Raw genomic sequence first — 12274 nt, 5'->3', positions numbered from 1 at the left:
GCAGCCTGTATCAAGACCCAATGGCCTTGAGCCTTTACCGAGATCTGCACGATGAAATCTTCCGTTGCCGTAAACATGGGCGCGTTTGGCGTACTTGCCTGCGGGATGAGCCTGCTGGCGCTGATGCCTGCATTCGCCCTGGCTGCCGAAAGCCCCCTGACCCAGGCGATCAACCGAATCACTGCCGACAATCGCCAGGAGCGCGTGATCGAGCTGAGGGAGCTGGGTATCGATCGCCCGATCATCCTCAATGCTACCGACGCACGCCGCGAACTGTACCTGCCGGTGCCGGCCAATGTGCCATTGACCGAGGCCACGCTGAATTTCGATGCCAGCTACCTGAACGGCGAGGCTGGCCGCAACACGCTGCTGCTGTCGCTGGACGGATATCCGGTACGCGCGCTGGGCCTCAATGAAGAACAGGGCAATGCCAGCGCGACGCTGGGTGTCGACAAGGCAGCACGGGAAAGCGGTTCGGTACGACTGGGGATCGCCTGGTCGTCGGTGATCTCGAAAGTGCTTTGCGAAGACGAACGTGCGATCGGCAACGTGTTGCGCATCGACCCGCACACGCGCCTGACGTACAGCTATGACGCCAGCCAGTTGCAGGACGTCGGCGCGGTATGGAATGCACTGCCCGGCAAACCCGGCCTGCTGGTCGCACCCGGCACATTGTCGACCGCCAGCTACGATGCCGCCTGGCGTCTGGGCGTAGCGCTGGAGCGCATCGGCAAGCAGGCACGCATCCTGCCGTTTCCTGCGGTGCAGGACAGCGTGGACCTGAGCGGCCTGACTATTCCAGCGGAGCTCAAGCAGATTCCGGCGTTTGCAGGGCTCGAAGGCAAGGGCCAGTACACCCTGCGCGACCCGGCGGAAATCGGTGCATTGTTGATGCTTGGCCAGACACCTGCGTTGCAGGCCGACCTGGCGATCAGCGATCCACAGCTGCTCAAGGCCATCGACGACGCCATGGACGCTCTCCAGGCGCAGGTGCAGGGTCTGGATGCTTCGGCGGCCAGCGCACTGGGCCAGTGGCGCGAGCGTCACATCAAGAAGCCGCTCGCCAACAGCACCGGGGATGACGTAAGCCTGGCCCTGCTGGGCAATCGTGCGCTACTGATGATCAAGCCGGAGTCGGCCAACAAGGCCATTGGCCTGTTCAGTTCGGCGTGGAACAAACTGGCGCGCAATCGTCAGCTGACCATTGGCGAAGAAGCCGCCATGCCGCTGAGCGAAGACGGTCGCGTCGCGCTGATCCGTCTGGGCGGCAAGCCCGGCACGGTGGATGTGCTGGCAAAAACCGACTGGAGCGCCTCGTTCCCGCTGGGCAGCGTTGCCTATGACGGTCGCGTACCGGTGACTGCGATGATCGATATCGCTGCCGCCCCGGGCGCATCGGGTACACCACCGGTTGCCACGCTGTTCCTCAACGATTACCTGATCGGTGCGATGCAACTGACTGCCGATGGCAAGAAAGAGCGCATCGAAGCCCGCATTCCGCAGTACGCACTGGCGGCGCAGAACGTCCTGCGCGTGTCCTTCCAGCGTCAGCCGGTCAGCAACCAGTGCCTGGAAACGCCGCAAGCGTTCCCGATCTCGGTATTGCCGACCAGCCACATCGTGCTGGACAAGGTCACGCCTGACGAAAACTTCTCGGGCATGGCAGCACGCTTCGCCACCGACACGCAGATCATGGTGCCCAAGGGCTACCTTGAGCGCCCGGCCAGCAGCCTGCCGCAAGTCATCCGCATCGCCAGCGCTTCCGGCGTCTCGCCGTTGCGTGCACAGCTCAGCGTCAGCGATGACGCCAGCGTCGCCGTGACACCGGCCAAGGCGTTCCTGGCCTTCGAACTGCCGGTCAAGGACGGGGCCGAGTCGGTCAAGGCCAGCAACGACGGGCACCTGCTGATCAACCACAAAGAACAGACGCTGCTCGACCTCAAGTCGCTCAACCACCTGGCTTCGCTGCAAGTGATCGAAGCCGGCGGCCAGCACGGCATGGTCTATCGCTCGTTGGGCGGTCAGGCCCCGGTTTTCGAACGTCCGTTACTGCTGGAACGTGGCAACGCCGCGGTGCTGGCTGACAGCGGCCCGATCGCCACCTTCGACGCCAAGGACCCGACCGGCAGCCAGATGATCGAGGAGGAGGAAAGCACCGGCATCGACGCCTGGCGCAAACCATCGCTGCTGTGGCTGATCCCGGCCGGCATCGTACTTTTTCTCATTCTGTTGCTGGCTGGCCGTAGCGCCCGTCGCAATCGCTCGTAACAGGCCGCCGCAATGACGTCGCTCTATTGGCCTTACTGGCTGGCCCATTACTACAGCGTGCTGGAAGTCGCGACGATCGTTGTCGGGCTGATCATTCTGGTATCGAGTATCGATGACCTGTTCATCGATATCTGGTACTGGTCGCGGCGGCTGTACCGCAAGTTCACCGCCGAACGTCGCTACCGGCCACTGACTGCCGAGCAGTTGATTGCCCGCGACGAGCAGCCGCTGGCAATCATGGTCCCGGCCTGGCTGGAATACGACGTCATCGCGCCGATGATCGAAAACATGGTGTCGACGCTCGACTATCAGAACTACGTGGTGTTCGTCGGCACCTACATCAACGACCAGCGCACCATCGATGAAGTGGAGCGGATGCGTCGCCGCTACAAGCAGTTGCACCGCGTGGAGGTGCCGCACGCCGGCCCCACCTGCAAGGCCGACTGCCTGAACTGGGTGATCCAGGCGATTTTTCTGTACGAAAAGACTCACGCCGTACAGTTCGCCGGGACCATCCTGCACGACAGCGAAGACGTGCTGCACCCGCTTGAATTGCGCCTGTTCAATTACCTGCTGCCGCGCAAGGACATGATCCAGTTGCCGGTCGTGTCGCTGGAACGCAATTGGTACGAATGGGTGGCCGGCACCTACATGGACGAGTTTGCCGAATGGCACGGCAAGGATCTGGTGGTACGCGAAAGCATGACTGACACCGTGCCTTCGGCTGGCGTCGGCACCTGCTTCTCGCGGCGTGCACTGATGGTGCTGGCGGATGAAAACCAGAACCAGCCGTTCAATACCGAAAGCCTGACCGAGGACTACGACGTCGGCGCGCGATTGGCTAAGTACGGCATGCAGGCGATCTTCGTACGTTTCCCGGTGCAATTTCGGGTGCTGCGCAAGTCCTGGTTCCGCAAGCCTTATGAGTCGACGCTGGAAATGCCGCTGTGCGTGCGCGAATTCTTTCCGGACACCTTCCGCACCGCCTTTCGCCAAAAGGCGCGCTGGACGTTGGGTATCGGTTTGCAAGGCTGGGAGCAAATGGGCTGGACTGGCTCGTTGGCCAACCGTTACCTGCTGTTTCGGGATCGTAAGGGCGTGGTGACATCGTTCGTCAGCATCCTCGCTTACTTTATCCTCATTCAATTGCTGGCGTTGATTGTGCTGCGCTCCAGCGGACTGTGGAACACCAGCTTTCCGACCCCGTTTGAAACCACAGGTCTGATTCAGTACCTGCTGGTGGCCAACGGCATCGCGTTGCTATGGCGAATCCTGCACCGCTGCTACTTCACTACCGTGCTTTACGGCTGGCAGCACGGTTTGCTGTCGATACCGCGCATGGTGGTCGGCAACTTCGTCAACTTCATGGCTGCAGCGCGCGCCTGGCGGATGTTTCTGGTGGGCAAGGTGCTCAACCGCAAGCTGGTCTGGGACAAGACCATGCATGACTTTCCGTCTTCCGACCTGATTGCCGTAGCGCCACGCCGCCTGGGTAGCGTGCTGCTGTCCTGGCAAGCCATCAACGACGAAAAACTGCAGACTGCACTGGCTGAACAACAGACCCGTCAGCTGCCGCTGGGCAGGATTTTGCTTAGCCACGGCTGGCTCGACGATGAAACCCTGGCTGAGGCCATCGCTTTTCAGAACGACCTGCCACGGGTATTCGACATTGCCGGCAAACGTGCGACAAACGATGTGCTGGCCGATGAGTTCTGCCTGCGCTGGCGTGTCGTGCCGTTGCAAATGAATGCGCTGGGTCGCCAGGAAATTGCCGTGGCCAGCCCGCTGCCGCCTGACGGTCTGCAACAGATTACCGAGCAACTGGGTGCCGAGCCGGTGCAGTTGATTGCCCGTGAAAGCGACATCGTCGCGCAGTTGCGTCAGCTTCAGGTGGTCGAGGGTCAGCCGCTTCCAGCCAGAGCGCCACTGCTCGGCGATCTGCTGATCGAGCAAGGCCTGCTGGACCGCGAAGTGTTCCAGAAAGCCATGCTCGGCTACCGCCCGCATGTGCATGGCCGGATCGGCGATTACCTGGTCGACATCGGCGTGCTGTCCAGAGAAACCATCGAACAGGCTGTGGCACGTCAGCACAACCATTACCGATCTGACGATCAAACGGAGCAGCCACTATGAAGCGCCCCTTCATCCTGTCGCTGCTGGTGAGCGGCCTGGGTCTTGTTGCACCGCTCAGCCAGGCGGAAACACTGCCCTTGCCGTTGACCGGACCCGCCTATGCCATCGCCAACGAAGCCTACATGGCCTACAACCGCAAGGACTACGACCTGGCCATCGCCAAGGCGCGCGAAGCGTTGCGTCAGCGTGCGGATGCCGATCAGTTGCGTGATCTGATTGCCCTGGCAGAACGTGACAAATACCGCCGCGATCACCCGGCCCGCTTCCCCAAGGCGCGCCCCAAGCCTGGCTACCTGGAAGGCAATCAGGCGCTGCGTGCCTACGCCAACCGCGACTACGACGGCTCGGCCAGTCATGCACGCAAGGCCATTGCCCAGGCACCTAAGAATCTCGATTACCGCATGATGCTGATCGAGGCGCTGCAACGTCAGCAGCGTCTGGATGAAGCGCAGGCAGCGATCAACGAGGCCGAACAGGCACTGGGGCCGCAACAGGTCCTGACGCGTCGTCGGCAGGCGATTCAGGAGCAGGTGGCAGTCGACAAGGCAGCCACTGGCTATAAAGCATTGGCACGCGGCGATAACGACACCGCAGTCAGCGAGGCGCGGGAGGCTGTGCGCAGTTTTCCCAAACAGATGGCCTACCGCAAACTGCTGGTCAGCGCATTGATCGCTCAAGGGCAGTATGCCGAAGCGCGCTCTGCGGCCACCGAAGCGCTGGCGCTGAATGGCAACGACGCTACCCTGCTCGTCCAGCGCGGACAAATGCGTCAACGCCTGGGTGATCAGGACGGTGCACGTCAGGACTTCGCTCAGGCAATGGCGGTCGGCAACCTGCCGCTGCGTGAGCAGGCCTCGTTGTATGCTGCCATGGGCCAGCCGAGTGAAGCACTGCAACGTCTGCAGCAAGCTCGCGATGCGGGCGAACTGCAACCCGGCGATGAAGTGCAGATTGCCTATTTCCTCAGTCAGGCGGGCGATGATCAAGGCGCACTGGATACGTTCAAGCGTGTCGACCGTCAGTCCGGTCTCAAGCCCCGCGAAGTACAGGATGCCGCCTACAGCGCGATGCGCACATCGGATGATGCGCAAGCCATCGCCTATTTCAAACGCGTCCTCGATTATCAGCAGACCGGCGATCTGCAGATGCCCGCGCAACAGGTGTTCGACACCCGACGCGCCGTGTCTGATCTGTCCCGTGAATGGGGCCTGACCAACACCACGACTTATCGCGGTGCCAGCACCAGCAGCGGCCTGAGCGGCGCGCCCGGCGGCAGCAATGACAGCGTGCAGAACAGCACCGAAGTGTTCTGGCGACCCTTCGGTTACCGTAACGCGCGCTTCGTCGAGCTTTACGGACGCGTCACCGACACGCTGTGGAGCAAGGAAGGCGACTCCGACACAGGCGCGGACGCCTTGCAGGGCGCGCTCGGTATCCGGGTCAAACCGTTCAGCGCAGTCAACGTGATCGGCGCCTTCGAACGCACCTTTCCGCTGGGCAACTCGAACGCCGACGGCGACTGGCTGGTGCGCCTGGGCTACGGCTCGAGCATCGGCACCGACCTGCGCGTCGATGTACCGAGCTGGTGGACTTCGCAGCTGTACGCTGAAGGCGGGCGCTATCTGCAGGACAAGCGCAACTATTTCAACAGTGAATGGCAGGTCGGGCGCAGCTTCCGTCTGGACAGTATCAGCCCGCGGCTGGTGGTGTTTCCCCACGTAGTCGCCGCAGTGGACTACGATTCAAAGATGCGCAGTGAAGTCGACAGCCTCGGCCGTAGCAGCACATCATCCGGTAACGCTGGCGGTCTTGGTGTCGGTACGGGCGTGCGTTACTGGTTCCGTGAAGACAAATACAAGGCACCGCAGTCGTATGTCGATTTCTCCGTGCAGTATCGCGAGAAGGTCTTTGGCGATGACCGTGCAGAAGGCGTCTTCGCGCGCATGACGTTCTCGTGGTGATCCACGCCCGTCATCCATCAGGGAGTAATGTTTGAAGGCTCTGGCCGCACTGCTGCGACAGGCAACATTGATCAAGACCTCGGTGGCCGCCCTGATGGTGGGGGCGATCGCCCTCGGCACCAGCGAGCTGTATCTGCTGATCCAGCCCAAGGGCCCGGGGGTTGTCGGCATCGTCTGGCAACCGGATAACGCAACGGTAGGCATAAGCGGCAACTGGGACAGGCTCGGCGCACGGCAACTGCTCGTGCAGTGGACGGCGGTCGATGATCAGGCGTTCATACCGGGCACCCCGATGACCAGTGTGCCGGTGCTGCCGGACTGGACACGGATCGGCAAGGAGCCGTGGGCCCAGGAAGTAATCCTCGGACTGGCCGGGTACTTCAGCGAAACCCGCTCGCGGGACAATATCGAGCAGCTGGCGGTGCTTTCGGCGCAACTGGCCAAGGTGAAAACGCCGCTCAATGTCACCGGCTGGTACTTCCCCGCCGAGGTCGACCCCAGCTGGAGTCGTGCCAAGGAGTTACCGGCACTGCTGGCGAAACTGCCCAGACCACTGTGGATCAGCGTCTACGACGGCGCCAATATCGGGCCCGCCGCCACAGCGGACTGGCTGAAAACCTGGCTGCCGGACGATATCGGTGTGTTCTTTCAGGATGGTGTGGGCGTCTATGCCCGCACCGCTCCGGTTGCCCGCACCTACGCCGACGCCCTGCGCAAACGGCTGGGCAAGAATCGCGTCAGAATCATCGTCGAAGCCTTTCGCCCGCAGGTAGGCGGCGGCTTCCGCCCGGCAACGGCGGCCGAACTGAAACCGCAGATTGCAGCTTTCGATGGCTATCCGCTGTACCTGTTCGACGGTCCTCACTATGTGACACCCGACCTGATAAAAGCCCTGAACAAGTAGAAACACGTGGCGCTGGACGAAATTCGCGCACAGGGCTACAAAGAGTCTTCGCACTGGATTTCGAGCCGCACGGAGTGGTCCATGACGCCACGTCAGCATTGCCTGGCCTGCCTGCAACAGACACCGCCCTCGGTGTTTGAAGCTGCGTTATGGGTGTCGACCGAACATGACGCACATTTCGAGTGGCATGAGGTAATGAGCGAAATGGCCCAGTTGCAGCGTCAGATAAATTCAGCGCTGCCTGTCCTGCCTGCGCCTGAACTTGCCCAACCGCTGTTACGGCAACTCAACGCCCTGGGCTTTCAGCAGAATGACTGGAACCCTCCCAAACCCGATTCGGCCCTTCTGCACAAGATCGTGCTGCAGCGTCGAGGTCAGCCACTGGGGCTGGCAATGATTGCGCTGGAGATCGCACGGCGCCTGGACATTACCCTGGAAGGCGTGAATTTCCCGGGTCACTTCCTGTTGCGCGTGCCGGGTGCCGATCATCTGCTCGACCCCTGCAGCGGGCGCAGGCTCTATCCCGCTGACTGCCGCGAGCTGTTGATCAGGCAGTTCGGCCCGACCATGCAACTGCGCGCAGAGCATATGACTCGCGCCACCCCGACCAGCATGCTGCAACGGTTGTCGCGCAACCTGCGGCATCTGCACCAGATCAACGATAATGTTCTCGCGGCGCTCAAGGATGCCGACCGCATCGTCGAACTGGGCCAGGCCACCAGCAGCGATCACCTGGCCCGCGCCAGCCTTTATCAGTTGCTCGAATGCCCGCAGGCCGAACGTTTCGATCTGGAACGCGCGCTATTGCTCAGTGAAGACCCGATGCAAAGACTCCAGCTTGCCGAGCGCCTGAGCCGCTTACCGTTAAACCACCGCGTTCATTGAGCAACCTGCTCATTCGCTGCGAATTGTTACCCGCCAGGTAATGCTGCATATCCTGTGCGGGGATTTTTCGGGCGCGTGATGGCGGTTAACCTGCGCGCGTTAAATCGACGTGGATTTGCAAGCTCCCTTGATCCTGCGTTTTGTTTGGCCGCCGTGCAGGTCTCTGTGCAGCGGCCTTTTTTATTGCCCGCAGATTAATACTCTCCGCGTTTATATCGTGCAGCCTGCCTCAGCCCTTGGCATCCGGCGTTCTTTTGATCAGCCCCTTGTTTTCCATGTCCTTGATCTTGCGCATCTCGTAACTGTCGCCCGACTCGGCAAACACCTGAAGATTCTGCATGATATGGATGGTCCTGATGTAATCAGGCAATAGCGCCTTGGCATAGGGATCGCCGCTCAGCGCCTTCTCTTTCATATCGATGATCCGATTGGCAAAAAACTCCAGCGCGTTGATTTCCTTGCTGGGGTCGACCAGTTTGCCTTTCTTGTCGAACTCATCGCCTGCGCGACTCATCAACTCGGCGGTGTGATTATCGATCATGCCGAACTTGTATAAAATCATCCCCGCTCTGTTGAGATCCTTGGGGGTTATCTGTTCGGGATTGAAGCCCTTGAACAGCGGCTTCATCTTGCGTTTTTCCATCGCCAGCGCATTGAGCGCAATCGAATTTTCACCCACCTCCTGAAGCACCTGGGTTACCTGTGCTGCAGCCTTCTTGACCTTGACTCGTTCAGGAGGCGCGACGACGCTTACCGGTGGAAGTTCGCCCCATATTGATTTGGCCATGTGTCACTCCAGATATGAATGTGTTCGAACTTCATATCGGAGTGGAAGATGCTTAATTAATAGACCTGCAAAAATCCATACTCGACCTACAGGGCAAAAAGACAGTTCTTACATAACACAGTGAAACTTCCCATATACAATTAAGCAACCCGCTTAAAGATGCGCACACGTTCAACAAACACTCTCGTCTTGCGTCAGCTAGCAAAGGCGGGTTATTTAACGTACTTCTGCAGGTTGACCATCATCTCTTTCAACGCTTCGCCAGTGTCGGCAGGATGCGCTGCGTTGGCGAAATCACCAATCGCCTGCCACTGCTGCGCAACGTCTTGCGGGCTGAAACCTGTCTGCGGGTCGAAGCAGGCCCCCTGACTGCGCTGCCAACGGACCTTGCCGATCCAGCCGCCGCCCACTTCGAACAGGTCGCCACTGCTCTGACATTGTTCGCTGCACAGGTACACCACCAGCGGGCTGACCAGTTCGGGCTTGAGCAGCTCGAAGACATTATCGGGGATCAGGCCCTCGGTCATGCGTGTGCCGCCCGTTGGCGCTATGGCGTTGACGAAGATGCGGTTCTTGCGACCTTCCAGCGCAAGGGTGCGGGTCAGCCCGTAAAGCCCCAGCTTGGCCGTCGCGTAATTGGCTTGCCCGAAGTTGCCGTAGATACCGGACGTCGATGACGTAAAGATCACCCGTCCGTAGTTCTGCTCGCGAAGGTAAGGCCAGGCGGCACGGGTGACTTTGTAAGCACCCTCGACATGGACGCGATAGACCAGATCCCAGTCGGCGTCCTGCATGTTGGCGAAGGTCTTGTCACGCAGGATGCCCGCGTTGTTGACCAGCACATCGATGCGCCCGAATGCGTCCAGCGCATGCTGCACGATGTGGCCGCCCTCGGTCACCGAATCATGATTGGCTATCGCTGTGCCGCCTGCCGCGCGAATCTCGGCGACGACGCGATCTGCGGCAGACGCGCTGGCACCTTCGCCATGCGCCGAACCGCCCAGGTCATTGACCACCACCCGCGCGCCATGTTTCGCAAACAGCAGCGCATGAGCCCGACCCAGCCCACCCCCTGCGCCGGTCACAACCACGACTTTATCGTCAAAACGTACTGACTCGCTCATCGCTGGCTCCATGCCTCAGGAATACGTTGCGATGAGTGTCGTCCACGTCCGGCACAGCCACAATCAACACTGCTGTGCTGAATCATGTCCGATAAAGACGCGCGATGTTTTCACCCAAGGTGCTTGATGAACGCTTCCAGCCAAGGCTCGGCGTCGGTTTCCGGGGTGACGCTTTCGCTTCCGTCCAGACGCAACATATCCTGGACTTCGGTAACGCCCATTTCAGCGAACAATTCGCGCATCTGCTCACCGCCCGCGCAGAAGGTGTCGCCGTAACTGGCATCGCCCAGTGCAATCACCGCGCCGGGCAAGCCGCGCAGTTCGCCTGGCAGACCGTCGCGCAGCGCTGAATAAAGAGGCATGAGGTTGTCGGGCAACTCACCCATGCCGGTGGTCGATGTCACGGCCAGGATCGCCTGAGGCTCGAAGGCGAGCAGCTCCGGTAACATGAGCCGGGGATTGACGAGCGTCTCATGGCCGGCGGCACGCAACAATGCAGCGGCGTGTCTGGCGACTTCCTCGGCCGATCCGTAGACCGTTCCACACACGATGGCGACTTTCATGGTTATTCCTGCAGCAGCTTAAAAAAGTGAAACATTATGCCTTAGAATGCCGTCTGAATTTTCTACGGACCATTCTGCCTTCGGTCAACCCGGAGAAACACAGCAGAGTTGAAACACTTGAATGAAAAAATATGATGAATGGTCCGAACACATTACGGAATCAATGGTCTTTGTTCTCAATAACCGGTCAGACCGAGCCTCCGCCCATGCAACCTGATTCACTACTCACCCAGGCTGAGCTGGATTTTATCCAGAGCATGCACCGCAACCCTCAGCTGAACGTACGTGACAGTACGCGTAGCCTGCTGGTCAACGGTGGCATCCAGATTCAGGATCTGCTGACCCGACTGGCCGCTCATGAGCAGGTCACGATCCATGCGCAGTTCGAGAATCAGCAGATGAATTTCCCGCTGCATCTGGTCGAGGACGAATTCCACGCACTGCATCTGGAGCTCGGCGCGCCGAGTATTTTCGAGGAAGGCCCGAAGATCCGCCCATGGCGACTTGTGCTGGAAGAACCCATCCCTCTCGAAACAGAAAAGGGTGCATTGACGGCACTCTGGGTTCATGAGTTGTCGTTCAAGGGTGTGTTGCTCGAGTACCGCAAGGAAGGCAAGCTGCCGAGAAACTTTTCCGCCTGGTTCAACCCGCCGGGTCAAGCGCCCATTCCGATGCGCGGCAAGCTGGAGCGAATGATCGGGCAAAACGTCGGTGCCTATCATTTCAGCAAGCATGGCAAGGACGATGCCGAGCGCTTGCGCCAGTACATCCTGCAAGAGCATCGTCGCAAGCATCCATCCTTGCACAAGTAACCTGCCTGCCCGACAACGCTCTACCGGTCTATCAGCGTTTCAGGAATAATCCTTGCTTGCTGTTTACGTGAAGCTGTCGCGACCCACCATCCCGGATCGCGGCATGTGACCTCCCTACCCGGGAATTTCACGCCTATACCGGAGATATACAATGTCTACCTCACCCGTCACCTTGATGGTTGCACGCCGCGTGGCGCAGGGTCGCTACCATGAAATGATGGCCTGGCTGCACGAAGGCGAACAGTTGGCCACGGACTTTCCAGGGTATCTGGGTTCAGGGGTACTGGCGCCGCCGCCCGGCGACGACGAATTTCAGATCATTTTCCGCTTCACCGATGAACACACCATGCACGCCTGGGAGCATTCCGCCTCCCGACGCTCCTGGCTGGTGCGCGGCAGCGGTCTTTTCGCACAACCTTCGGAGCATCGGGTCAGCGGCATCGACGGCTGGTTCGGCGCAATCGATCAGCGTCCGCCACGCTGGAAACAGGCTGTCGCGATCTGGCTGGCGTTTTTTCCCGTGTCGCTGATCTTCAACTTTCTACTCGGCCCGTTGCTCAATCATCTGGACCTGTTACCGCGCATCATGATCAGTACAGCGGTGCTCACCCCGCTGATGGTCTACCTGTTCATCCCGCTGTCCACACGCCTGCTCGCACCCTGGCTGCAGAGCACGCCTGCACCGGCACGCCCTACGCAATCACCTTCCCCTCGCTAGACTCATAAAGACCTGTACACCTTTACACCTCGGTACAGGTCTTGGTCGCGTCCCAGCCCCGCTCGTTCCCTCAGCCTCCCCGTGCTCAGCGCCTTCGAGCACTGCCTCGGCGAGTTTCA

General features: G+C 60.1%; 10 protein-coding genes. 7 read left to right on the top strand and 3 right to left on the bottom strand.

Annotated features, from left to right (window positions below):
- Window positions 1-51 precede the first annotated feature (51 nt).
- From LCH65_RS07705 to LCH65_RS07685, 5 genes are all read left to right on the top strand, one after another.
- Window positions 52-2268, top strand: coding sequence for a cellulose biosynthesis cyclic di-GMP-binding regulatory protein BcsB (locus tag LCH65_RS07705; protein WP_226439281.1), 2217 nt, complete (start codon window positions 52-54; stop codon window positions 2266-2268).
- Between the two features lie 12 nt (window positions 2269-2280).
- Window positions 2281-4401, top strand: a complete 2121-nt coding sequence (locus LCH65_RS07700; RefSeq protein ID WP_003433646.1) for a glycosyl transferase family protein — start codon at window positions 2281-2283, stop codon at window positions 4399-4401.
- Window positions 4398-6362, top strand: a complete 1965-nt coding sequence (locus LCH65_RS07695; RefSeq protein WP_080480070.1) for a tetratricopeptide repeat protein — start codon at window positions 4398-4400, stop codon at window positions 6360-6362. Before LCH65_RS07700 ends, LCH65_RS07695 begins: the two co-directional genes overlap by 4 nt.
- A gap of 31 nt (window positions 6363-6393) precedes the next feature.
- Entirely contained in the window at window positions 6394-7266 is an 873-nt protein-coding gene (locus LCH65_RS07690; protein WP_096107222.1) for a hypothetical protein, read from the top strand.
- Window positions 7267-7347: 81 nt separating this feature from the next.
- The gene (locus LCH65_RS07685) at window positions 7348-8151 is read left to right on the top strand and encodes a transglutaminase family protein (protein WP_003365462.1); all 804 of its coding nucleotides are present in this window, start codon (window positions 7348-7350) and stop codon (window positions 8149-8151) included.
- A gap of 229 nt (window positions 8152-8380) precedes the next feature.
- Here LCH65_RS07685 and LCH65_RS07680 read toward each other — a convergent pair whose 3' ends face one another.
- The 3 genes from LCH65_RS07680 to LCH65_RS07670 all read right to left on the bottom strand — a co-directional run bounded on the left by LCH65_RS07680 (window position 8381) and on the right by LCH65_RS07670 (window position 10625).
- Window positions 8381-8938 carry a hypothetical protein gene (locus LCH65_RS07680; protein ID WP_096107223.1) on the bottom strand — a complete coding sequence of 186 codons (558 nt, stop codon included), beginning with the start codon at window positions 8936-8938 and terminating at the stop codon, window positions 8381-8383.
- Window positions 8939-9150: 212 nt separating this feature from the next.
- Window positions 9151-10062 (bottom strand): SDR family oxidoreductase, encoded by a 912-nt coding sequence (locus tag LCH65_RS07675; RefSeq protein WP_096107224.1) that lies wholly within the window; start codon window positions 10060-10062, stop codon window positions 9151-9153.
- Window positions 10063-10172: 110 nt separating this feature from the next.
- Window positions 10173-10625: a flavodoxin gene (locus LCH65_RS07670; RefSeq protein ID WP_003433653.1), complete on the bottom strand. Its 453-nt coding sequence runs from the start codon at window positions 10623-10625 to the stop codon at window positions 10173-10175.
- A gap of 206 nt (window positions 10626-10831) precedes the next feature.
- Between LCH65_RS07670 and LCH65_RS07665 the strand changes: the two genes are divergently transcribed.
- Both LCH65_RS07665 and LCH65_RS07660 read left to right on the top strand, forming a co-directional pair.
- Complete coding sequence (locus LCH65_RS07665; RefSeq protein WP_003365472.1) at window positions 10832-11437, top strand: hypothetical protein; 606 nt, start codon at window positions 10832-10834, stop codon at window positions 11435-11437.
- A gap of 151 nt (window positions 11438-11588) precedes the next feature.
- Window positions 11589-12155, top strand: a complete 567-nt coding sequence (locus tag LCH65_RS07660) for an antibiotic biosynthesis monooxygenase (protein ID WP_003346204.1) — start codon at window positions 11589-11591, stop codon at window positions 12153-12155.
- Window positions 12156-12274: the final 119 nt, after the last annotated feature.

It is taken from the genome of Pseudomonas sp. MWU16-30316 (assembly GCF_020515645.1).
In the GTDB taxonomy this organism is placed as follows: Bacteria; Pseudomonadota; Gammaproteobacteria; order Pseudomonadales; family Pseudomonadaceae; genus Aquipseudomonas; species Aquipseudomonas cerasi.
Note: the sequence above shows the minus strand (reverse complement) of the source record. Positions and strands in the feature narration are given on the sequence as shown.

Excerpts from the sequence above, each read along its gene's own strand:
- LCH65_RS07705 (WP_226439281.1), top strand. The coding sequence starts at position 52 with ATGAAATCTTCCGTTGCCGTAAACATGGGCGCGTTTGGCGTACTTGCC.
- LCH65_RS07700 (WP_003433646.1), top strand. The coding sequence starts at position 2,281 with ATGACGTCGCTCTATTGGCCTTACTGGCTGGCCCATTACTACAGCGTG.
- LCH65_RS07695 (WP_080480070.1), top strand. The coding sequence starts at position 4,398 with ATGAAGCGCCCCTTCATCCTGTCGCTGCTGGTGAGCGGCCTGGGTCTT.
- LCH65_RS07685 (WP_003365462.1), top strand. The coding sequence starts at position 7,348 with ATGACGCCACGTCAGCATTGCCTGGCCTGCCTGCAACAGACACCGCCC.
- LCH65_RS07680 (WP_096107223.1), bottom strand. The coding sequence starts at position 8,938 with ATGGCCAAATCAATATGGGGCGAACTTCCACCGGTAAGCGTCGTCGCG.
- LCH65_RS07675 (WP_096107224.1), bottom strand. The coding sequence starts at position 10,062 with ATGAGCGAGTCAGTACGTTTTGACGATAAAGTCGTGGTTGTGACCGGC.
- LCH65_RS07670 (WP_003433653.1), bottom strand. The coding sequence starts at position 10,625 with ATGAAAGTCGCCATCGTGTGTGGAACGGTCTACGGATCGGCCGAGGAA.
- LCH65_RS07665 (WP_003365472.1), top strand. The coding sequence starts at position 10,832 with ATGCAACCTGATTCACTACTCACCCAGGCTGAGCTGGATTTTATCCAG.
- LCH65_RS07660 (WP_003346204.1), top strand. The coding sequence starts at position 11,589 with ATGTCTACCTCACCCGTCACCTTGATGGTTGCACGCCGCGTGGCGCAG.